General features: G+C 44.1%; 23 protein-coding genes. 17 read left to right on the forward strand and 6 right to left on the reverse strand.

The genetic code is table 11. The features are described from left to right. Positions 1–67: 67 nt before the first annotated feature. Positions 68–1,072 (reverse strand): LacI family DNA-binding transcriptional regulator, encoded by a 1,005-nt coding sequence (locus MHI27_RS05635; RefSeq protein ID WP_042185431.1) that lies wholly within the window; start codon positions 1,070–1,072, stop codon positions 68–70. Positions 1,073–1,463: 391 nt separating this feature from the next. Between MHI27_RS05635 and MHI27_RS05640 the strand changes: the two genes are divergently transcribed. The 13 genes from MHI27_RS05640 to MHI27_RS05700 all read left to right on the forward strand — a co-directional run bounded on the left by MHI27_RS05640 (position 1,464) and on the right by MHI27_RS05700 (position 13,067). After that, positions 1,464–2,417, forward strand: coding sequence for an AraC family transcriptional regulator (locus MHI27_RS05640; protein WP_076284002.1), 954 nt, complete (start codon positions 1,464–1,466; stop codon positions 2,415–2,417). Positions 2,418–2,424: 7 nt separating this feature from the next. Further along, complete coding sequence (locus tag MHI27_RS05645) at positions 2,425–3,504, forward strand: Gfo/Idh/MocA family protein (RefSeq protein WP_042185435.1); 1,080 nt, start codon at positions 2,425–2,427, stop codon at positions 3,502–3,504. A gap of 145 nt (positions 3,505–3,649) precedes the next feature. After that, on the forward strand, positions 3,650–4,381 hold the full coding sequence (locus MHI27_RS05650; protein WP_076284004.1) for a ThuA domain-containing protein: 732 nt from the start codon (positions 3,650–3,652) through the stop codon (positions 4,379–4,381). Further along, positions 4,382–5,350 (forward strand): sugar phosphate isomerase/epimerase, encoded by a 969-nt coding sequence (locus MHI27_RS05655; protein ID WP_042185436.1) that lies wholly within the window; start codon positions 4,382–4,384, stop codon positions 5,348–5,350. It abuts the gene before it with no gap. 153 nt (positions 5,351–5,503) lie between these two features. Then, positions 5,504–6,202: a copper homeostasis protein CutC gene (locus MHI27_RS05660; protein WP_042185438.1), complete on the forward strand. Its 699-nt coding sequence runs from the start codon at positions 5,504–5,506 to the stop codon at positions 6,200–6,202. Between the two features lie 147 nt (positions 6,203–6,349). Further along, the gene (locus MHI27_RS05665) at positions 6,350–6,742 is read left to right on the forward strand and encodes a VOC family protein (RefSeq protein ID WP_339245508.1); all 393 of its coding nucleotides are present in this window, start codon (positions 6,350–6,352) and stop codon (positions 6,740–6,742) included. Between the two features lie 204 nt (positions 6,743–6,946). Continuing rightward, positions 6,947–7,861 carry a L,D-transpeptidase family protein gene (locus MHI27_RS05670; RefSeq protein WP_256716435.1) on the forward strand — a complete coding sequence of 305 codons (915 nt, stop codon included), beginning with the start codon at positions 6,947–6,949 and terminating at the stop codon, positions 7,859–7,861. A gap of 380 nt (positions 7,862–8,241) precedes the next feature. Then, on the forward strand, positions 8,242–10,092 hold the full coding sequence (abc-f, locus tag MHI27_RS05675; protein ID WP_405175790.1) for a ribosomal protection-like ABC-F family protein: 1,851 nt from the start codon (positions 8,242–8,244) through the stop codon (positions 10,090–10,092). An 80-nt stretch (positions 10,093–10,172) separates the two neighbouring features. Beyond that, positions 10,173–10,550: a hypothetical protein gene (locus tag MHI27_RS05680; protein WP_081383091.1), complete on the forward strand. Its 378-nt coding sequence runs from the start codon at positions 10,173–10,175 to the stop codon at positions 10,548–10,550. Further along, on the forward strand, positions 10,547–11,065 hold the full coding sequence (locus tag MHI27_RS05685; RefSeq protein WP_405175791.1) for a hypothetical protein: 519 nt from the start codon (positions 10,547–10,549) through the stop codon (positions 11,063–11,065). Before MHI27_RS05680 ends, MHI27_RS05685 begins: the two co-directional genes overlap by 4 nt. 27 nt (positions 11,066–11,092) lie before the next feature. Beyond that, positions 11,093–11,632 (forward strand): RDD family protein, encoded by a 540-nt coding sequence (locus MHI27_RS05690; protein WP_405175792.1) that lies wholly within the window; start codon positions 11,093–11,095, stop codon positions 11,630–11,632. A gap of 144 nt (positions 11,633–11,776) precedes the next feature. Beyond that, on the forward strand, positions 11,777–12,211 hold the full coding sequence (locus tag MHI27_RS05695; RefSeq protein ID WP_042185446.1) for a MarR family winged helix-turn-helix transcriptional regulator: 435 nt from the start codon (positions 11,777–11,779) through the stop codon (positions 12,209–12,211). A 46-nt stretch (positions 12,212–12,257) separates the two neighbouring features. Continuing rightward, a complete protein-coding gene (locus tag MHI27_RS05700; RefSeq protein WP_042185448.1) occupies positions 12,258–13,067 on the forward strand; it encodes an SDR family NAD(P)-dependent oxidoreductase in 810 nt (269 codons plus the stop codon). Positions 13,068–13,153: 86 nt separating this feature from the next. Here MHI27_RS05700 and MHI27_RS05705 read toward each other — a convergent pair whose 3' ends face one another. From MHI27_RS05705 to MHI27_RS05715, 3 genes are read right to left on the reverse strand one after another with little or no spacing between them, the layout of a single operon-like run. Further along, the gene (locus tag MHI27_RS05705) at positions 13,154–15,466 is read right to left on the reverse strand and encodes a hypothetical protein (RefSeq protein ID WP_405175793.1); all 2,313 of its coding nucleotides are present in this window, start codon (positions 15,464–15,466) and stop codon (positions 13,154–13,156) included. Beyond that, positions 15,456–15,812, reverse strand: a complete 357-nt coding sequence (locus MHI27_RS05710; RefSeq protein WP_076301074.1) for a hypothetical protein — start codon at positions 15,810–15,812, stop codon at positions 15,456–15,458. The genes MHI27_RS05705 and MHI27_RS05710 overlap by 11 nt, the downstream gene beginning before the upstream one ends. After that, positions 15,809–16,303 (reverse strand): sigma-70 family RNA polymerase sigma factor, encoded by a 495-nt coding sequence (locus MHI27_RS05715; protein WP_405176694.1) that lies wholly within the window; start codon positions 16,301–16,303, stop codon positions 15,809–15,811. The genes MHI27_RS05710 and MHI27_RS05715 overlap by 4 nt, the downstream gene beginning before the upstream one ends. Before the next feature lie 313 nt (positions 16,304–16,616). Between MHI27_RS05715 and MHI27_RS05720 the strand changes: the two genes are divergently transcribed. The 4 genes from MHI27_RS05720 to MHI27_RS05735 all read left to right on the forward strand — a co-directional run bounded on the left by MHI27_RS05720 (position 16,617) and on the right by MHI27_RS05735 (position 20,943). Then, the gene (locus tag MHI27_RS05720; protein WP_405176695.1) at positions 16,617–17,297 is read left to right on the forward strand and encodes a DUF4309 domain-containing protein; all 681 of its coding nucleotides are present in this window, start codon (positions 16,617–16,619) and stop codon (positions 17,295–17,297) included. 145 nt (positions 17,298–17,442) lie between these two features. Continuing rightward, positions 17,443–18,594: a winged helix-turn-helix domain-containing protein gene (locus tag MHI27_RS05725; protein WP_405175794.1), complete on the forward strand. Its 1,152-nt coding sequence runs from the start codon at positions 17,443–17,445 to the stop codon at positions 18,592–18,594. A gap of 81 nt (positions 18,595–18,675) precedes the next feature. Further along, on the forward strand, positions 18,676–19,974 hold the full coding sequence (locus MHI27_RS05730) for an MFS transporter (protein WP_379423167.1): 1,299 nt from the start codon (positions 18,676–18,678) through the stop codon (positions 19,972–19,974). Positions 19,975–20,376: 402 nt separating this feature from the next. Further along, positions 20,377–20,943, forward strand: a complete 567-nt coding sequence (locus tag MHI27_RS05735) for a histidine phosphatase family protein (RefSeq protein ID WP_405175795.1) — start codon at positions 20,377–20,379, stop codon at positions 20,941–20,943. 76 nt (positions 20,944–21,019) lie between these two features. Here MHI27_RS05735 and MHI27_RS05740 read toward each other — a convergent pair whose 3' ends face one another. Together MHI27_RS05740 and MHI27_RS05745 are read right to left on the reverse strand one after the other, a co-directional pair. After that, positions 21,020–21,802, reverse strand: a complete 783-nt coding sequence (locus MHI27_RS05740) for a TatD family hydrolase (protein WP_405175796.1) — start codon at positions 21,800–21,802, stop codon at positions 21,020–21,022. Next, positions 21,799–22,932, reverse strand: a complete 1,134-nt coding sequence (locus MHI27_RS05745; RefSeq protein ID WP_405175797.1) for a copper amine oxidase N-terminal domain-containing protein — start codon at positions 22,930–22,932, stop codon at positions 21,799–21,801. Before MHI27_RS05745 ends, MHI27_RS05740 begins: the two co-directional genes overlap by 4 nt. Positions 22,933–23,033 lie beyond the last annotated feature (101 nt).

Consider the following 23,033-nt stretch of genomic DNA (forward strand, 5'->3'; position numbering starts at 1 on the left):
CTTATAGGCGGCAGATATGCATCACCAATAGAGAGAGTAAACGTTTACGTAAAAGGGGTAAAAAGACTCAGGTAAGTGATCTTACCGTTTGTCTTTCCACGATTAAGTGATCGACAATTTTGCTATCCACAGTCTCGCCTGTTTCAATCATCTGAATAAGCTTCTCCACGGCGATCTTACCAATATCGTACAGTGGTTGACGCACTGTAGTTAACGGAGGAATAATCATTTTCGCCATTCCAAGATCGTCATAACCCATAATGGATATATCGTCGGGAACACTTAAACCATATTTGATGACCGTGGAAAGAGCACCAATCGCCATTTCATCACTAGCGGCAAAGACGGCAGTGACATCAGGGGCTTGCTCCAAGAGAGCTTCCATTGCAATGCTCCCGCTTTCATACAGAAAGTCTCCAAAGGTGAGATAGCGGCTGTCGAAAGGAATCCCACTCGCTTCAAGCGCTTTACGATATCCCTCGGCTCTGGGTGCACCAGCGATAGCGTCGCTTGGATTTCCGCTGATCATGGCTATTTTGCTATGACCTTTGGAAATTAAGTAGAGGGTAGCATCATAAGCAGCCTGGTAATCGTCTACTTTCACGTAAGGTACACTGGCAAATTCCGTTTGAGAAGAAACCAACACAACTGGGATCTTCATGGTTTCTAGCACATCGTAATACTCTTTCTTCAAGACCTCACTAGAGTAAATAATGCCATCGACCTGCTTCTCCCTTAAGAGTTGTAAGTACTTTAACGTTCGTTTACCATCCTGGTCGGTATTACAGACCATTACACTGTAATTGCGGTCATTGGCCAATTCCTCAATGCCTTTAAGCAGATCGGAGGAGAACGCTCCAGAAACACTTGGAAACATTACACCAATCGTCTGCGTACGCTTATTGATTAGGCCACGAGCAATCGCGTTAGGTTGATAGCCGAGATCTTTGATAGCTTCATTTACCTTTTGTTTCGTCTTGTCGGAGTACCCACTTAAATTGTTTAGCACGCGAGAGACTGTTGCAATGGAAACGTTCGCTTTTTGTGCAACATCTTTAATTGTTGGGTTCATTCATACGACTCCTTAGATTACGGTTAGCCTTAGATTAAACGTTTACGCTTCGAAAATCAAATTCCTTAAAAAGTATTACGTAAACGCTTACCCTGAATATAAATCCTGGCAGGTATGCTTGTCAACTCCACTTAAAAAATATGTGAATGATAGGAACCATGAAAGGTAATTATTTTTTAATAGAATGAAACCGATTAAATTACCAGAAAATCTCTGTTAAAGTGGTGTATAAGAGGGAGAAATGTAGTTGGAGCAGGATATTAAGAATACAGAGATCCAGAATTGACAAAAGAATATTAGAGGACTAACATTTAGACAGTAAACGCTTACGTGAAATCGGATTGATTGTTTATCGTTGGTTTAGTGTTTAATCGGATAAGGAGCTGCGCTTATGAATATTTATCTCGAAATTCCAGATGTGGATAAGCATTTTCCTTTTAGAAGTTTACTATGTGGAGGAGATACGCTGTGCTATCCGCATTGGCATAAAGAAATTGAAATTATATATGTAACTAAAGGAAGTCTAAATCTGGGAATAAATGATACCCCTATTCACATGGAGCAGGGTGAGGTTCAATTTATCAACGGTGGGGATGTTCATTATTTTCTCGCTTCACCTGAAAGCGAACGGGTAGTAATTCAATTCGATCTTAACCTGTTTCAGGAAGTCGCAGCTTTGAGCGGAAATGATTATTCGCTTCGTGAGGTTTTTACGCTTATGGAGCATTCTAGTTCAAAATGGCCCGAAGCAACCGCCGTGAAGATCAAAGGGCTGATTGAGAGTATTTATGAGGAAGACGTGCAGCGAAGAGATGGGTACGCTTACTTAATCAAAGCTAGATTGTTTGAACTATTGACCGTTATTTTACGGGAAGTGCCTAAGAGTGCACTCAATAAACAGCCTAAGTTCTCGGAAGATACGCTGAACCAGTCCAGAGAAACACTGGAAAGATTAGAGCGGATTTTTATCTATGTAGAGCAGCATTACCAGGAAGCCATTACGCTGAATGAGGTAGCTAGCTATATGGGCTTTAGTCCGTATTATTTTACCAAGCTATTCAAGAAGAATACTGGTATGACCTTTATAGCTTTCTTAAACGAATATCGGCTTAACAAAGCTAAATGGATCTTAATCAATGAAGATTTGCCGATGTCTGCGGTGGCGGAAGCCGCCGGGTTTGGCAGCGTGAAGACATTCCATCATTTTTTCAAAGATGCCACGGGGATATCCCCCCTAAAATACCATAAGACAATATTCGGGAATAATACAGCAAGAATGCAGGAAGAAAGACGCCCCCGGGCTTTGTATGATAGAGATATCAAAACAGGAACAAGTGGAGGTTAGAATAAAAATGACATTAACAGTAGGAATTATCGGCTGCGGAGGCATTGCAAACGGCAAACATATGCCAGCGCTATCAAAAGTGGAAGGTGCTCGAATGGTTGCTTTTTGCGATATCGTTCCAGAGCGTGCTGAGAAGGCAAAAGCGGAGTTTGGGGATGAGGGCTCCGTGGTTTACACAGATTATAAAGAGCTTCTTAAAGATGCAAGTATAGATGTAATTCATGTATGTACACCAAACATTTCCCATGCAGAGATTTCCATTGCGGCAATGGAGGCAGGCAAGCATGTAATGTGTGAAAAGCCGATGGCTAAGACCACAGCAGAAGCGCAAGCAATGATCGATGCTTCAAAACGAACTGGGAAGAAGCTGACCATCGGTTACCAAAACCGTTTCAGACCAGATTCAGCTTATCTGCATACGGTATGCGAGAATGATGGTCTTGGAGAGATTTATTATGCTAAAGCTAAAGCGATCCGTCGTCGTGCAGTTCCAACGTGGGGCGTGTTTCTGGACGAGGAAGCGCAAGGCGGAGGTCCATTGATTGATATCGGTACTCATGCCCTTGATTTGACTCTTTGGATGATGGATAACTACAAACCAAAATATGTTGTCGGTAACGCTTATCATAAGCTGTCCGGTCGTAAAAACGCTGCGAACGCTTGGGGCCCGTGGGATCCAGAGAAATTTACAGTTGAGGATTCCGCAATTGGATTCATTACTATGGAGAATGGAGCTAGCATCGTTCTCGAAGCAAGCTGGGCGCTGAATACCCTTGATGTTGGTGAAGCTAAAACTGTGCTTTGCGGTACTGAAGGTGGAGCGGATATGGAGAACGGTCTGCGCATTAACGGAGAAGAATACGGCAAGACATTCGAGAAGCATATCAGCCTGGAAGCCGGTGGCGTTGACTTTTATGATGGCGCGGGAGATGATCCTGCATTAACGGAGGCTACTCAGTGGATCGAAAGCATCGTCAATGACACCGAGCCTGTAGTGAAGCCAGAGCAGGCACTCGTTGTTACCCGCATCTTGGAGGCTATTTATAAATCCTCTGAGACTGGCATGCCTGTATTTTTTGAAAAGTAAGAAAGTATAAGTTCCACGTTATACTTAATCCTTACTTTTCTACGAGAAACGTTTGTCATCTTCTAAGGATGACAACGGCGTTTCTTCTTGAATAAACAGTCAAGTTTAACGACATAGATAACTATGAACTAGGAGTGTGTCCAAAGTGACCAGAGTAACGGTATGGAATGAATTCCGCCATGAACGGCAGGAAGAGAGAATTCTCAAGGTCTATCCGCAAGGGATTCACGGACAATTGGCAAGCTTCCTTCAGGAAGCTGGACTGGACGCTCAGACAGCTACGCTGGATGAACCGGAGCATGGACTGACACAAGATGTGCTGGATAACACAGATGTACTGATTTGGTGGGGACATGTTGCCCATCAAGAAGTTAGTGATGAGATTGTAAATCGTGTTCACCAAAGAGTGCTTCAAGGCATGGGGCTAGTGGTTCTTCATTCGGGTCATATGTCCAAAATATTCATGAAGTTAATGGGCACCAGCTGTGATCTAAAGTGGCGTGAAGCAGGGGAGAAGGAGCGTCTTTGGGTCATGGACCCAAGTCACCCGATTGCTGAGGGCATTGGCGAATATATCGATTTGGAGCAAGAGGAAATGTACGGAGCACACTTTGATGTGCCAGCACCAGAGAGTCTAATTTTTGTCGGCTGGTTTGAAGGCGGCAATGTGTTCCCAAGCGGATCGACCTATCGCCGTGGGAACGGGAAGATCTTTTATTTCCAACCTGGTCATGAATCTTATCCAACCTATTACAACAAAGAAATCCAAAGAGTGATCATCAATGGTGTGAACTGGTGTGCACCAACGAAGCGTGATTATCCAGTTTACGGACATTCTGAAGCTTTGGAGCCAATCAAAGAAAAGGTGGTATTATAAATGAAATTAGGCGTATTTGATCCTGTATTTGGAAGTTTGACTCTCGATGAGATGCTTGATAAAATCGCTGCTGCTGGTTTGAATGCGGTAGAGATCGGTTCAGGAGGCAATCCCGGAAATGCCCACTGTCCAACAGATGAGCTGCTTGCCAGCGAATCAGCACGTAAGGAATATCTGGAGAAGTTCACGAAACGTGGCATTATGATCAGTGCATTCAGTTGCCATAATAACCCGATTTCGCCGGATAAAGAAGAAGCTCGTGAAGGCGACGAAATTCTGCGTAAGTCGATCAAGCTAGCTTCGCTAATGGGCGTTAAGGTAGTGAACACTTTCTCGGGAACCGCGGGAGACAGCGACGATGCAAAAGCACCGAACTGGCCAGTTACTCCTTGGCCTACCGTGTACAGCGACATCAAAACCTGGCAGTGGGAGCATAAACTGATCCCTTACTGGAAGGAAATTGGTAAGCTTGCTGAGGAGCATGGCGTTAAGATCGGTATCGAGCTTCATGGCGGATTCCTCTGCCATACTCCTTACACGATTCTGAAGCTTAGAGAAGCAACCTGTGATGCGATCGGCGCGAATCTAGACCCGAGCCATCTGTGGTGGCAAGGCATCGATCCTGTAGGCGCGATCAAGATTCTTGGTAAAGCTGGTGCGATCCATCACTTCCATGCCAAGGATACGTACCTGGATCAGGACAATATTAATATGTATGGTCTGACGGATATGCAGCCTTACGGCGATGTACAGACCCGTGCATGGACCTTCCGCTCCGTTGGCTGTGGACACAGCATATCTGAATGGTCAGATATCATGAGTGCACTGCGTACTTACGGTTATGATTATGTGGTCAGCATCGAGCATGAAGACCCTCTTATGACGGTAGACGAAGGCTTCCAACGTGCAGTAACCAATTTGCAATCCATTCTTATTCGCGATCAACCACAAGGTATGTGGTGGGCGTAAGAATAGTTTAAGAACGAAAGGTCTTGATTCTCTAGTGTTTGTAGAGGATCAAGATCTTTTTTTGCGTGTTTATGTGGATGTGGGTTAGGATAATGTGCGGATGAAGAAAATAGCAGAAAGCAAGGTTCTAAGATGAATAAAGGAGAGACAACAATGTTACTAGAAGTTATTGCTACAACATTAAGTGATGCAGTAATGGCCGAGCGTTATGGAGCTGATCGAATTGAATTGATCACTGGGATCAGTGAAGGGGGATTGACGCCCAGTCTGGGACTTATTGAAAAAGTGCGCAATGCTGTCTCTATCCCGGTCAGGGTAATGGTTAGACCCCATGCCAGATCCTTTTCTTATGATAAGGATGACATAGAAACCATGGAGCAGGATATTCAGCATATCGTATCTATCGGCGGGTTATCTGTCGTAATGGGTATGTTACGCCCTGATGGAACAATTGACGAAGAGTCACTTCAAAGGCTGCTTCATACTGCAAAAGGTTTGGAGGTGACATTCCATCGTGCTTTTGATGAAGTGAGGGATCAATTTGAGGCGTTAGAAATATTGATGCGTTATCCTCAAATTACTGACATTCTAACATCAGGAGCCGAGAATACAGCCCCTAAAGGTGCGGAACGTCTTGCTGCACTGGAGCAGCTTACCTCGGAGCAATCTATATCTATTCTTGCTGGCAGTGGGTTAACGGCAGACGGGTTAAGTGATTTTATAAAACAAACGGGTGTGCGACGAGTGCATTTCGGTTCAGCCGTTAGAGAAGATGGAGATGCGCTAAAGCCGATAGATCCTCTTCGCTTGCAGGCTGTTCGAAACCTTCTGAATAAAAGGAAAGATCACTAGCTTACCGTCATTATTGATTCCATTCTTCGATAAACTTGTCAGCAGATTTCGATTTAATTTCCGTATATTGGATGATATTATAAAATTGGAATATTAAATTTGCAAATGTTGATCAAGTCAAATATGACAATCGGAGGATGATCCACAGTGAGTAAGGTACAGTTTTCGGTTCAAGTAAGGCTGGTATCCAATCTGGAGCGGTCCAAGGAATTTTACGCTACAGTGTTAAGCTGTGAAGTGAATGATTGGTGGGCGGTACGCGATGAATTTGCACTGGGATTTAAGCTAATTCAAGCAGCTCGTACGGAAGATGTACAACCAAATATAGCCGGACAAGGTCAGATCACTCCGTGGGACACCTATGCTTATGTGGAGACTCATTCTGAGCTTGACGAGCTATATGAAGAGCTAAAGGGTAAAGGAGCAGAATTTGTTCAAGAGCCTGATCTTCAGGAAGCAGACTGGGGGAGCTGGAAGGATTTTGCGATTAAAGATCCGGATGGATACGTGATTGCATTTGGTTCAGGTAAGAAACATTAGTTGTCTAATCATGAAATACTGAGCATATAAAATATAGAGCTGATCTTTGGTTATCCAAAGGTCGGCTTTTTTAATGTGCGTTCACTTGGTTACAGTATTGCAATCTCTGCGTCAAATGTGGGGGACGAGTTGAAAAGAATAGGTACAGGTTGGTATGCAACAAAATTGAAATGATTTCGTCTTTATATATGGAGGTGGAGAAAATTGGGATTTTTCGTTTCGGGTGGCCGGTTTGAATCATTATTACAGCGGAACATGAAGCTGATGCTTGTATTTGGACTTCTGTTCGCTGCATGTTTTACAGGTGTGGGAAAGGCGGAAGCTGCTGCTGGATCCGATCTGATTATCGTGAACAAAAAGACAAACAAACTCGCGTATTTCAGTGATGGCAAGCTTGTGAAGACTTTTCCAGTCGCAACAGGAAAATCAAAGGAACTGACGCCTGAAGGCAGCTTCAAAATGGTAGTTAAAGTAAAGAACAGACCCTATTACAAAGAGAAAATACCCGGGGGTGATCCGGCCAATCCACTTGGCGACCGCTGGCTAGGGCTAGAAGTGAACGGAACTTATGGTACCACATATGCGATTCACGGCAATAATAATGAGTCCTCCATAGGAAAGTATGTCAGCGCCGGATGTATTCGAATGCATAATGATGACATCCACTGGCTGTACCCAAAAATAGCTAAAAATACAAGGGTCATTATTACAACAAGCACACTGGCTATGGAGAGTATTGCGACTAAAAATGGGTATTCCGTAGGAAGTAAGATGTTTGCTGGAGCTTTTGAGCTGGATGGAGTCACGACAAAGCTAAAAGATCCTTTTTTAATGGATAACTCCCGTGTATTTGTTCCGCTGAGAGAATCTGTAGCCTTGTTAGGTGGAACTTTACAGAGCAAAGCTGGAACAGGTGCACTGCTAATTACGATAGGAAATCGTACGGTGGCACATCAGCCTTTATCCGATCAGGCTGTTGTAAATGGAAAGACGCTTACGATACCAGCGTCCCGTAATGAAAATGGTCGATTGATGATTCCGCTGAGCATCTTGCCCGAATTATTTGGTATTCAGGTGCAATGGAGTTCACAGTCTCAGTCGGTAAAGATTATTTTATAACTATTCTTGAACTTTTAATTCTGGCTTAAATGGGTATATACTATATTCATTCAAACCAATTCGGACAATGACGGAGGACCACCGACTAATGAATAACTAACACGTTTCCTAGAAGAAGACCATAGAGCTTGTGAAGTGCATATGCACAAGTCACGGATCACCCGTTCAGGGTGATAACGGTCAGGGATACGTGTGTCGGTCGGGAACCTTACGTTGCTTTTATATGAATAGATCTATCTATTGTTTGATTTACTCTGCCTGCAGCAGGTGATCATGGCCTTAGTCTATTCATGTTATGGCGCATTCCCCCATCATACGCTATTTGACCGCAGACCGCTGGCTGCGGTTTTTTATTTGCAATATAATCGGAGGAATGGAATATGACCCTAATAAAAACAAAAAATTTACGTAAAGAATGGAACGGGACCCTGTTATTCGAGAAGGTGTCCTTTGAGATATCAGAAGGAGAGCGTGTGCTCTTGTTCGGTCGTAATGGAGTCGGCAAAACCACATTACTTAAGGGGCTGATCGGTCGCCTCCTCTTTGAGGAGGGAAGTATCTATCATGGTTTGCCACGTGAGGAATGGGGTGTGCTGGATCAGCAGCTAGAAGTATCCGAAGAAGTGACCGCCTTGGATTACGTAATCGCCGGATCGCCAGAGCTCCCCCAATTGAAGCGCAGGCTTGAAATTCTCAGTCAGAGGTTGCAGGAGCAGAACGACGAGAGTGAAGCGGGATTGGCTGAATACGCCGAAGTGTACGATCAATACTTGCAGCTTGGTGGATATGACTGGGAGGCTAAAGCGGAAAAATGCTTGAAGCAGCTCAAACTTGAGCGTTCGGTTTGGAATGTGCCGTACTCATCGCTAAGCGGTGGGCAAAAGACACGTGTTCAATTGGCAGCATTGTTAGCCCAGCAGCCGAAGCTGTTGATTCTAGATGAGCCGACGAATCACTTAGATAGAGAAACGATGGAGTGGTTGGAACAATGGGTCCATACCTATCCCGGAACTGTGCTTTATGTTTCGCATGATCGTACGTTCATCGATCGAACGGCGACGGCGTTGCTGGAGCTTAGTCCAGAGGGGTGTCGCCGGTATTCGGGTGGATATACGCAGTATCGGGAGCAGAAGGAGGTAGAGGCGCGAACGCTAGAGGGACAATATAAGAAGCAGGAACAGGAAAAGGAGAAGCTGCTGGAGAGCATCAGAAGGTATTCCGAATGGTTCCAACAGGCACACCGTGCTGCCGGACAGCATGATTTCCTGCGTGCGAAATCAAAGAAGAACGTATCTCGTCTTCATGCGAAGGAAGCGGCACTCGAACGCTTGAATAAGAACCGTGTAGAATTACCACGCGAGACAAGTAAGCTGAAGATGAAGCTTGAAAGTGAAGGGTTTATGGCGGACACTTTGCTGTCACTCCGTGAGATTGATTTTGCATATAAGGGTAGTGCGCCTGTACTGAAAAATTTCAGTTTGTCATTGAATCGAGGAGATCGTCTCGCTATTCTGGGTCCTAATGGTGTCGGTAAGTCTTCTTTGCTGAAGCTGATTGCTGGTATTCATCAACCTAGCAAAGGTGAAGTGCGGCTGCATCCGCGTACGAAGGTTGGTTATTTTGCGCAAGAGCTCGATAATCTAGCGGTGTCGTCCACCATTTTGGATAGTTTGCTTGAACTGCCAGGTATGACCCAAACGGAGGCACGAACGATTCTGGGCTGCTTTTTATTTTCGCGGGAGGATGTCTTTAAACGAATTGGTGATTTAAGTCTGGGGGAGAAATGTCGTGTAGCTTTCCTTAAACTGTACTTTGGAAAAGCTAACCTATTAGTACTGGATGAACCCACCAATTATCTGGACATTGACACTAGGGAGCGTGTAGAAGAAGCACTAAGGGTATATCCGGGAGGAATTGTGATGGTCTCACATGACCGGTTTCTTCACTCTAAAGTAGCTAATCGTTTGGTAATACTAGAACAGGCGCAGGCACCGAAGTTTTTTCAAGGCTCCTACGAGGAATACATCTCAAAAGACAGGAGTCGAGTGCTTACCCGTAAAGAACAGGCCCTTGAGGACGATCTCGTTCTTCTGCAGCTGCGTCTGAATCAATTGATCCAGAGCGGAATTAGGGATACAGAGGAGGAGAATGAAGCGTTAATGGCGGAAATCGTTAATCTGAGGGCGCAGATTCAGGAAATAGAGGGTAAGGAAAAAACTATACACTCATAGGGAAGAACCGACACAACCTAGCTCAGGATAGAATGTATCTTGGGCTGGGTTGTTTTTCGAATATTCCGATAGGAGTCATCATGGTCAAAGTGTATAATTGGATGAATATGGATGTTTTGCGAATAGAAAATCTTGAAGGGAAGGCTGTAGAAATGACAAAATTCGGCTCTTTTATATTGGAATTACTTCGAATGTGTGTATTGCTTGTGTTGACCTTGTTTATTTTAGGCGGGGTAGAGAGATTTATATATCAATCTATATTTGGTCAGCCTGTGTATAACTGGAGTATGGCGCTCGGGAATTTATTGATATTTTTTATGCTGTATCGGAATCATTTTCAGTTTAAAGGTTGGTACAAATCGCAGAAAAATCAAAAGCTAACGATCCTCACTACGAGAATCACAACTGTTATATCGCTTGGACTTATCATCCTGCCGATCGTGCGGCTAAGCCTATGAGGATTAGAATCATCGGGGCCTGTGGAAGTGGCAAATCCTATATCGCTAGAGAGTTGTCCAAAAAGTATGGTGTGGATTATTACGAAACAGATAATTTGGTATGGGATAGAAATGGCGAAAACCTCCGTTATTCTGTTGAAGAAAGGGATGCGCAATTGAAGGAGATCCTTGATAAACCGTCATGGATCCTGGAAGGCGTACATTATAAGTGGGGGCAAGAGAGCTTTGGAAAAGCAGATTTAATCGTTATTCTGAGACCTAATCGAGTATTCAGGGATTTGAGAGTCATTACAAGGTTTATAAAGACAAGACTTGGATTCGAGCAAGCGAATTATAAGCAATCGTTTAAGAATCTGTATGTGATGATTTTTGAATGGAATCGGGGATATGATCAGGAAGCGATACATAGAATAATTGAATTAACGAATAATTTTTCTGATAGACGGGTGATTTTAAAGAATAATAAGGAACTGGAAACCACTATTGAAGAGCGGATAATCAGGATGAATGAATAAAGTAAGCATAGAGAGTGAGGCCCTAAAATGGATAATTATAAAGTTGAACGTTTGGAACAGGAGGATTTCATAGGCTTTTGGAATAGAGTTCTCGCTACTATTCTTGATCTCCTTATCATTCTGATACCTGCGGTTATTGTATACTGGATATTCAATTCATTAGCTATATCCTTGCATTCGGAGATTCCCATCATCCTTGAGTATATTTTCTTCGTCGTTTTTGATGTTTTTATGATCGTTAGATTTGGCGGAACGCCTGGGAAGCTGGTTTTAAAGATGAAAATTGTCAATCAGCAAGGGAATATCCCAACGTTGAAGGAAGCTCTAATTCGAAATATTTTCCGAATCATTAGTACGATTTTTTCAATGATTGTTGGCGTAAGCCTCTACGATCTCACTGTGATTTCCACCACTCTTAATTTATGGGCACCTTTAGCTACTGACCTCAGTAAAATACTTGGCCTCATCATGCTTGTGGATTATCTATTTGTCGCATTTACTCCCCGTAAACGGGCGCTTCACGATATGATGGCTGGTACTTATGTTGTTGATAAATCCGCAATCTAAAGGATGCTTTTATAAGCATTCTTTTTTTAATATTAAGTATTTTACTATTAAACAATTTACTATTAAACAATTTACTATTAAATATTTTAGTGTTAAAATATATCTCGAAGCAGCCAATAATTATGAATATCTAAGGAGGATGTCTTGGAAAACCCAGATATTTTTAGACTCATACATGCAGTTGAATTATTCACGAATGAAATTATTGTTCGATGGATGAATGCTTTTGACCACAATATTGGGATATCTCCTGTTCTCGTCTTGGGAGAATTGAATAAAAAGGGTCCCCAGAAGCAAACTACTTTGGCTAAGAAGCTAGGTTATACGCCGGGGGCGATGACGAATATTGCCAATCGCTTAATTAAGCAGGAAATGGCCGAGCGCAAGTATAACGAGGATGATCGCCGAAATGTACTGCTGTCTATCACGGACAAAGGCAGAGATGTACTGAAGGAAGCACAGCTAAAAGGGCAGGAGCTCCGAGCTGAAATGTTTCAGAAGCTCGATGAAGAAGAACTGCAGCAATTCTTGAAAATCTATGAAAAGTTGTTAACGAGCTTTGATAGCTCTGAAACATAAATGAAGTCATCTAAGAATCTTAATCACATTATAAAGGGGTATGAATATGGGAAGAGTTCAAGGTAAGGTTGCATTAGTAACTGGAGGCGCTTCAGGTATTGGCTTATCAGCCGCTACTTTAATGGCTAGAGAAGGAGCCAAAGTTGTCATCGCCGATTTTAATGTAGAGGCTGCCAAAGAAGCAGCGGCTAAGATTAAAAGTGAGGGTGGAGAGGCGGAAGGTCTTTTCCTGGATGCATCCCAAGCGGATTCGATCAAGGAAGCTGTTGATTTCACAGTCGCTCAGTATGGCACGATTACAGTCTTATTTAACAATGTAGGTCTAACTAATCTGCAAAAAGACCTAGATGTCGTCAACATAGATTTGGAAGAATGGGATCGCTTGATGAATGTGAACACCAAAAGTGTTCTGTTAGGCAGTCGGTTTGCCATTCCACATATGATTAAAGCGGGCGGGGGTTCGATCATTAACACAGCTTCCATGTCAGCATTTGCTGGAGACTCATTGCGCACGGCTTATGGCTCCTCTAAGGCAGCTGTTGTGAACCTAACTCGTTACATCGCCACACAATATGGTAAAGATAAGATTCGTTGCAACGGAGTGGCTCCGGGCCTGATCTTAACACCTGCAGCTGCAAGAAATATGCCGCCAGCTGTGCTGGATATTTTCCAGAAGTTCAACGCTCTGCCTTACCATGGAGAAGCGGATGATATCGGAAACACAGTGTTGTTCCTGGCATCGGATGAATCTAAATTCATTACTGGTCAAACGATTGAAGTAGAGGGTGGTCACTATATGTCCAACCCGAGCATTACGGACTTCCAGAATTACATGATGGAAGCTAAAGGTAAATAAATTCATGCGTAATTAAAAATCCGGTCCTAAGCTCGTGTTCAACGAGCGGGACCGGATTTTTGTTTGTATAAGTGAGTTAGGCTAAGTTAGCTTACCGCTAAAACAGCCTGTATAAAGGTTTTCAGTGCTGAGGATTTTGTGCTATCAATCCATTGCTTCAAAACATCTGTCTGACCATTCATATACCATCCGAGTTTTTCCTTCAGCTCTTGGTCAAAGTTGTTAGGCTGTTTCGTTCGTTCAGCTATGAGCTGTTTAAGCATTTGCGGCCAACGATACCCATTATGACCGAAGCTGTGTTCGGGGTAATGTTCAGCCAGTGTCATTACAGAAGAGAGCGACTCACCAGCGTATAATTCTGCCGCCAAATAGCTACCAATAAAACGATGGCTGTTATCATGCTCTAGAGCCATAGCGAATTGTTCGCGTGCTTCTTCTAGCTTGCCTTGATGCATGAGAGCTGTAGCATTAATCGAGCGGTCATAGTCATCCCCCTTAGTTTGACTCAGCTCAATGTAGCGGGAATAATACTCGTTATATGATTTCCAGTCCGCATGGTCAAAATAGTACTGTGACAACGTGAAGGCATAATTAGAATAAGGATGCAACTGTATGAGCTTTTGGAGTAGCGGAATTGCCTGATCTTCTAATGAGTCATCCTTCGTCAGGGAGGATTTAGCGAGCATCAGCTTCACAAGCATGTGCAGGGCATGAGCATCCTCTGGATCATCTGCAACATTCTTTTGGTACATTTCTATGGCTTGATCAGGTTTCTTATTTAGCAATAGTCTATCGGCTGTGGTTAATTCTCGTTCCTTGAGATAGAAGAAGGGCAGATTACCAACGGTGTCTTCGTTCAATCTGTAGCCATTACTGCGGGTAAGCAGATGTCCATCCGCGTCAAATGCTTCGATATTCCAAGAAAAGCGTGCTTCAGGATTCATGAACACGAGAAAAGATAGAGGATCAATCGATTCAAAGCCCTCTCCGCCACTGCCGTAGGAGAAACCACTATTGTAATAGAGTTCATCTACTGGAATAGAGACTTGATTGTCCGTGATATGGTCCCGAATCTGCGAACTGAAGGAGCTCCCCACCATTGAGACCCCACCGCTTAAACGATAGTAAGCCGCACCTTCAACAGCCTTCCAGTGGAAATCTACAGACTGACCCGTTATCGTCTCCTGATTAATAGGAGACTGAAGCTCAAGCAGAGGTTGTAGAACAATGCTCTCATTCAACCTATCATCCGGTTTAACTTCAATCCAATCGTCATACTGTACAGGCCAAGTCCATCCGTCGATCTGATCATAGCTAAGTCCAAGCTGCAATTGATAGAAGCCCGGAATCACACCGTGGAATTCGAAACGCCCTTCATCGTCGGTGACGATTCGGTACGGTTCAGCAGCTGTGATGCTGTGATTAACCTCGCTTTCAGCACGGAGAAAAATACCTGCGCGCGAGATTGGTGTCCCATCGCTTCGGGTTAGGGTTCCAGATACGACAGCTGTTGAGGTACTTCCCATATCTACAGCTGACTGAATGGCAGATATTAGCGCTTCAAGCTGCATTTCGGCTTCTGAAGTGCCAATCGTTGGTGCTGAACTTGATGATGAGCCCGCTGCTTCGCTGTCTGCGGTGTCTTTATCAGAGTTACTAATGACAAGACTCATTTGTTTATGAATATCCTGCCAGTATTTTTTGTAGCTCTCCAAGCCATTGGTTACTACGGCAAGGGCTTCCTGCGCTTTGCCTTTCGTGAAGAGCAGGCGCCCGGTAAGCCATGCTTTTTGCGCTTCTAAATCTTTCTGATTCTCGTATGGAAATGTGGTTTGTTCAAGAATAGATTCAGCGGCTGTTGTATCCCCACGATTCAGGGCACGTTCTGCTTGAAGCAGCGCAAGTTCTTTTGCCACGATAGAATTACTGTCTAACTGTTTCGCGGCGGTGTTTAGCGCTTGATCTCCGTCGTCCCTACGACCAAGAGCATCATATTCGTAGGCAAGCAGCTTAACCGCAAATATACGTGTATTATTCGCTGGCCCATCAAGGATGTATTCCTCTAGCAACGCGATTTTATCTTCTGACAGCAAGTCGGAAATACTCGGTTCATCATGATTCCACTGACTCATAGAGGGGCCAATATTTACGTCGTATCTATAGGGATCGTAGCCATGCTCCTTATCGATGATATTTGTTTGAATAAGCTCCATACGTTTACTGCCAGTTGTAGACTCTAGCTTTTTCAGAAGTTCTGTACGGGCCAGGTTAGATTGAATAGCTGGGCTTTCCTCCATTTGTGCCTTTGAGGAGGGCAGAAAGTTAAATAGAAGAATGAGCAGGGAGGCCGGGAGTAGCACGAATGACACTAGATGTTTGATTTTGATCTTAATTCGCATGTCTCTTCACCGCCTGATCATAGATATCCTTCCAGTACGTATTACCTCCAGCCTCAATAAGTTCACGGTTCGGATGCTGCTGGACGTTTTGTTGTGGTTGATGTTTAACCTCTGGTTGATGCAGAGTCAATGATACGACTAGAATAATGGCACCAATGGCGCCTATAGGTTTCAAAGGGATCTCGATTTCTTTATTCCAGAAAGCCAAGAGACGAGCTCCAAAGGTTGGAGGGTGGGTCATCTTGAGGACGCGTTCATGTCCTTCGAAGTGTATGGGTTGTAGTTCTTCATCTAGCTGTTGCTTGATAGCTCCGCGTTTCGTATTCTCCGTGTTCCCCGTATTCATAAGAAATGTCCCTCCTTCTCCAACATCTTTTTTAAGAGTGTCCGTCCTCTAACTAACCGGGATTTAATCGTATTCTCCGGTGTATTCAATTGCTCGGAAATTTCACGGATGCTCATCTCATGAAAGTAATATAACGTCAGACATTCACGGTAAACATAATCGAGATTCCTGATGAACTCGGCGAGTCTAACATTATGCCATTCCACCATGAAAAGATCTTCTGCCCCGGCAGTGAAGCCCGCATCATCGCTGGCTTGTAGCTCTGACCCACCCGAGGGGAAAATATTACGCCAGCTCCAAGTCCGTTGCTTCATGCGGCAGCGGTTGACTACGATGCGAATGAGCCAAGCCTTTAACCGTTCCGGATCCTGCAACTGATTCATTTTGGCATAGGCTTGAATAAAAGTATCTTGTACCGCCTCTTCGGCACTCTGTCGATCTTTGAGCAGTAAGCAAGCGGTTCGGAGCAGCATATCGCCGTAATCGTCCATCAATAGGCGGAGAGCTGACTCATCCTTTGCTTTGATTCTCTCTATAATATTCAGATGAAGCTCCCCTCCCTTTACTAATAAGATGCGGCTTGGAGGATTAAGGTTGCGTTATTGTGGAATATTTTTACTGAGGGGGAGTATTTCCCGAGATGATGTCCCGTAATTTATTGATATTCAGCAGATTTGGGTAAATGATATTTAGACCAAGCCAAGCCCTCCTTGGCTGATGAAACTTTTTCATTTCAGTATCGTCTATATTTTCAGTTTCATTTTTTTGCAAGCTGGTTTTGAGCTAACCTACTAAGGAGATGACATCATGTCAGTACAGATTAAATTTTTAGCAGCTTCTATTTTGCTCACAGGAATGATTGGATTAGCTGGATGCAGCTCGAACAATGAGCAAGCTAATTCTGCTTCCCCAACTACGGCGCCAACTGAAACGGTAACAGCAACCGCAGAACCAGAAGTTTGCCCATCAGCCACTCCTTCGGAAACCGCACCAGCAGTGACCGCTTCCCCTATGGAGACTAATAAAGATACAGCCAATGCGAATCCGCAGAATAGCGACAAACAACTTCAAGAATTACTTGAGCTTGCTAAAAAGGGGAAGGTGCCCGGTGTTGAATATGCTGCTCATACCGGACTAATTGATGAGGTAGAAGCCGATTGGGGTAAACCTGATCAACAAGAGCCAGCGGGAAAAGGTATTTATGCTACCTACACTGATGAACATGTCGTATTCGGATTCAATAAAGGGAGCCTAATCTTCGATGTTCGTTCCAGTGATGCTGCGCTGCAAGAGCTAACACTGAAACAGATCGAGTCCACACTGGGCAAGCCGGATGATACCAAAGTAAATGGTGAGGATAAGATCTACACTTATCAAGCCAATGATCAATTCCAGTTGAAATTCATTATTCCAAACTCGACGGGTAAGGTAGGTCACATCTCTGTTTTTAGTGAACAGGATTCCACTAATAATATGGCTGGATAAGACCAGCAATGAGTGTAAGGAGCAATCATGCAGAGAAATCTGCGGATTGCTCTTTTTGTATGTTTATTTTTAATCTGGAGTACGCCTTGGATGGGCTGATATAATGTAACCAATGAGCGGATTCGGGGGAAAGAGAGGTTCTATCATGCAGCTGGAATTAATCGAAAGTGAATATAAAGTGACCGGAGATGGGATAACGATCGAATTATTCCCTAAAGAATTTACGCTTTTTCAGTTCTTGTACAAAAATAGAGGGCGTACGTTCAGTCGAGAACAACTGCTGGATAAGGTATGGCCCCTAGAATACCCAGTAGAGCGAACGGTAGATGATCATATTTATCGCCTTCGTAAAAAGCTTAGCAAGCTACAAGGCTTGGATATTAAGACTGTTCGTGGATTTGGCTATAGTCTAACGATGCGGGAACCCTCAGTAACTATGACCAATCCGACTACATATGACGCAAAGATGCAAGAGACGATGCGGGAGGTATTCGTAAAATATCATCAATACGGCCAAGGACGATCCATGTTAACCTTAGCGCGACAACAGGATGTTTTGGGTTATGAAATGGATCCGTTCTATTCGATCTATATTCATTTTGTGCAGGGAGATTTGGAATGGCTTCTGAACACAGAGGAAGTTGAGATTGAAGAGCGTTTCTATTCTTTGATGATCTGTTATATATTTTTGGGTGATCCGAAGAAGAAATTAGCGTTCTGTGAGCTAGTCCTTGAGAAAAAGATTCTTTTGCCGCCCCAGCATCGTGAAATGGAGATCCTTAATATTCTGGATTTGTACACATTGGCCGGGCAACCGGAAAAAGCAATAGAACGATTAAAGCTAACGCATGAAGTGATTAAAGAGCCTGGGTATGAGAACTTCATTCCTGTAACGGCCATTTCCGAAATGCTCGTACACTTGTGGATGGGGACAAAAGATCAGGAATTGGAGCGGATGGCGAAAGACATTGAAGTGCTTTTGCAGGAGAAACCTTTTTTGCGTGAGATCGGCAGTTATAAAGTTGCAAGAGGCTTGTGGTGTCTACGGCGCAAGTCTTGGCGTGAAGCAGAGCAGTTATTGGATGAGGCGCTTCAGGTGCTAGAGATGTCAGGATTCGTGCCGATGCGGATATATGCGTTATACCGAATTGTTCACTATTGTAACGAGTTTTCTCCCCAGTCAGCTTTGCATCAGAAATATGCAGATTTATTTGAACGTGAGAAGGAAGAGCGGGGATTCCATCGTTTGGAGCAATCCTTGGAAAACGTGCTTATGAATATCGTGACAGCTCTCTGATAATTCTCTGACAATTCTCCGTTACATTAAGATCATGATTCATATGTTCTTGTTCTTAATCGTAACTTGGAGGAATGTCCGATGAATGCTTCATCACAAGCAGGAACGAGTCTGCTAAAAAACAAAGTGTATATGCGTGTGTACAGCGCATATGCGACAGCCACTTTTGGGGATTGGTTCGATGCACTGGCGATTCAGGTACTCGTAGGGTACCGCTGGCAGGCTAGTCCGTTAATGCTGGCTTTAATTCCAGTCTCCATAGCTTTACCTGGGATTCTGCTCGGCTCCGTGGCGGGGGTAGCGGCTGACCGACTAAATAAGCTAAAGCTAATGCGGATGTGTGATCTACTAACGGCATTGTTAACAGTACTAGTTCTTTTCGCTCCCAGTATGGTGTGGCTACTCCCGTTACTGATGTTGCGTGCTGCTATCTCGACGTTAAATGTGCCTGCCCAGCAGTCGATGACCCGCAGTATGGTTAGAGAGGATCAGCTGCTTCAAGCCACTTCACTTAATGGAATCGTAAATCAGGGTTCCAAAATCGCTGGGCCATTACTGGGTGGTTTTGCATTGTCTGTGCTGACGCCACAGTGGTGTATTTTGATCAATGCTTGTCTTAGAGGATGCTCTTACTTGCTCCTACTTACTGTTAAAAATAGTGAAGCAGGACAAGTCAGCTCAGAGAGCAAGGGGGATCCAGAGGAGCATGTTTCTCTCCGCACGATGTGGAAGGAAGGCTGGAGCTTTATGCTGCGCAGCAGACTGCTGCTAAACAGCATGCTCTTTGGTTTAGTTGGTGCGTTAGCTATTCAGATGATCGATTTTCAGTTTACAAGTCTATTCAGAATTATCGCACCTGCTGAGGAATCTATGCTGGGCTGGCTTGTCGCGGCAACTGGCGTGGGTGCAATATTGATGATCATGGTCATGAACAAAATGAACCGGGGAACAGGCTACGGCTGGAAGCTAGGTACGGGTTATGCACTTATTGGTGTATCGGTCGGAGGGCTTGGCCTGCTTCAGCCAGGCGTGACTAGCCTTCCTGTACTGCTGCTAGGATTCGTACTGGGTCTCGGAAACGGAATGTTTATGATTACCTTCAATTATTGTTTACAAAAAGAAACTCCCCCGCACATGACAGGGCGTGTGTTCGGTATTCAGAGTACCATTCTTAGTGGAGTTATGATTGGCGCTCCACTCCTCGGTGGAATGCTGGTTCAGGCTGCTGGGCCTAGTCGAATCTTTTTAAACTTTGGTATCGTAATCGCTTTGATAGGTGTGCTGGGGATAGTATTTGGCCGCGTGCTGTGGCCTGTGCAGAAAGAGAAAAGTGATAGCTCAACGGAGCAACCGGGGAAGGTTAAAGTGGTGGAAACTTGAGGCTACAGATTTATTCATAAATAAGCTTGCGAAAGTGGGGAGTGAAGGTCAGGCAAACTAGCCAGACTAGAAGGCTTGAGTAGCATAGACTACCTAGCGGGCTTACCTAGCATTTAGTTGCAGAATCTGCAATTAAATGCTGTTCCATCGTTCAAAGCGAACTTTAGTTGTATTATGTGCAGCTATAATTTGATTTTTTCTCTTTTGGAGTAGAAATGATGGTTTTTAGTTGCAGAAACTACACTTATTTGCTTAGCAGATCTCTTTTTACGCTTAATAGTTGTATAGAGTGCAATTAAGAGATTTCCTAGCTTGCTAGGATCGATTCTTGCCCGTAAGGGCTTTTTTTATGAAGGAGTTCGGATAGAACACGAGAAATGTAAAGGTAGAGGAGGGGAAAGAATGACAACTTTTATTTATATGGTAAGGCATGGGGAGTCACCCAAGCTGCCCGGAGGAACTGAGAGAACACGTGGATTAACAGCGAAGGGGGAGGCGGATGCCCTTAAGATAACGGAGAAATTACGTCTCGAAGGAATTGAAGTCTTTTATTCAAGTCCATATCTTCGGGCTATACATACGGTTTCTGGCTTGGCGCAGGAGTTAGGGGCAGAGATTCAAAGTGTTGAAGATCTTCGGGAAATCCATTTTTCGGATGGAAATATGATCATGCCTGACCAGGAGCTATATCCATTACTGGAAACAATGTTTGCTGATCCAAATTTTGTTCCGGTTGGTGGAGAGTCCATTCATGCGTGTCAGAAGCGATCAGTTAGCGTACTGCAAGATATACTGAAACAACACAGTGGGCAAAAGGTTGCGATTGGCACTCACGGTGCAGTCATGACGCTTATGATGAATTATTTTGACGCTAAATATAATCTGGATTTTCTACTACAAACCACAAAGCCGGATATTTATAGAATGGAATTCACAGGCGGAACGTTAATGGGTGTGGAGAGGTTGTGAACTCCCAAATTGGGATAAAGCTGTGATTATTCATAAGGATGGCCTGGCATTCGCTAGGAACCATCCTTTTGTTTATTTACAAGCTATAAAATCGCTTAGTATTCGCAGTCAGTATCTCTTCTGCTTGGCTGGAAGTGTAGCCATGTAGCGCTCCCCAAGCGGCGGCGACATCTCGAATCATAGATGGATGCGTGACTCTACCCGCAAAAGGTCCTTCAAATGGCCAAGGACCATCGGTCTCCGCCATGACAAGCTCTGGGGGATAGCGGCGGGCAAGCTCTTGGATCTCCGTCTCATAAAGGATGTCAGGGGTGAAAGAGATATAGTATCCATTCTTAATCATACGGGCAATGGCTTCATCGGGTCCCTTAAACCAGTGGAAGTGGGCATGCTTTATATCATGCTTTTCTAGTAGATCACAGGCAATCAGCGCATCCTCATAGACAGCGTGCAGGACCACTGGTTTATCTATTCGGGCGGCAAGCTCAATCAACTGGTCAAGAAGCTGAATGTAAGGCTCCATATCAAAAGCTTCGCCGCGCTCCAGTGCTTCAGCACGCGAATAATAAGGCAGTCCAATTTCACCTACAGCGATGAAATCCTCCCGGGCTTGACGCTCAATCCATTCCAGCAAAGTGGATAACTCAGCTTTCTGCGGTATGGGTTGCTCTGGATGAAAACCATAAGCTGGGCGTACCACTCCGGGATAGGTAGCGGCAAGCTTTTGAGTGCGAAGGCAAGAGTCTAAGTTCATGGAGACAGCAATCAGGGCTTCGACCCCCAAGTTAGGAATCTCACTCAACATTTGTTCCGAAACCTCAGGCTCATATTGCTCTAAATGTATATGGGCATCAATCATAGCTGCTTACCCACCACATAAGAGGCATACTCCTCATGAGGCTCAAAACGAATGGACTCAGGTTCCATTCCATCATTTCCTGATCTGTAGGAAAAGGTTAATGTGCCAATACTCTCCAGAAATCCGATATAAACATTGGTCTCAGCTTTCAGCTTGCCTTCTTCCACCATGTAGTAAGTCACAGCACCAATCCCGGCTTTTTCGCCAAGATTGCCATCCTCGCCACGATCCGGATATCGCATAGTAACCATAGATGGAGTTGAACCTTTTACCTGAATTTGAATTAAGGCATCGCCTTTTTCATTGGAGATTTTTGAGGTAACAAATGCTGAGACAGCTTTATCCGCGGATGGTATATTCATTTCTTTCCACTGGTCAGGCTTTATGACGTGAAGCTCCTGCATAGACAAGCCCGTACCTGTTCCTAGCCACAGTATGACAACAACTTCTTCCTGCCCATCCTGATCTATATCGGCATAATGAATCTCAGGAGTGTAACCTAACAATCTTGGTGCTTCCCAATTAAACGTATGCTTGTTACCGTTCACCTCTACAACAAATCCTTCGTAGGTACCGCCATTTTTGAGGGCAGTATACAGCTTAACTTGGTTATTTTCTGTAGCAATCGCGAGAGGTTCACTGGGTGTTCTTACGGTAGTACTAACATCCCCTGATGTAATGGAAACTTCATTTTGCGAGGCATTCAGCTGCGCAGTGGCACCAGAGAGAGAGTTTAGAGAGTCTGCCGGAATATAAAAAATACCATTTCGTAGAATTGCAGGTCCCCCCAGCTCATTTTGATAACCGTCACCTTGCATATACTCATTACCTGGCTTCAAAACATATTTACTGCTTCCATCAGAGATGGTTAAGGTTTTCGTAGCATTATCCCATTGTTGTTCAGATGAGTAGTACTCCATGAGTACTTTTGCAGGTACATAGACCTTATCACCTGAGAAAAAAGGTGGGAGAGAAGGAAGAACGGTTTCTCCATCAACGATTAACTTCAGTGGTGCTTCAGTAGTTTGTGTTTGGTTAATTGCCATTGTTGTATCCATATTTATAGATGCCGATGCTCCGCATCCGGCTAAAAAGAGCGTGATAGCTCCGATTACGATGATTTTATTCATAATTACCTCCGAGGATTAAGTCCAATCCTCTTAAGTATAGATTAAATCAGCGCGTAGTAGGTCACTTTCTGTAAACAAAGCAGAGACAAGGTTGTTACGTT

This window comes from Paenibacillus sp. FSL H8-0261 (assembly GCF_045040645.1).
Classification (GTDB): domain Bacteria; phylum Bacillota; class Bacilli; order Paenibacillales; family Paenibacillaceae; genus Paenibacillus_AQ.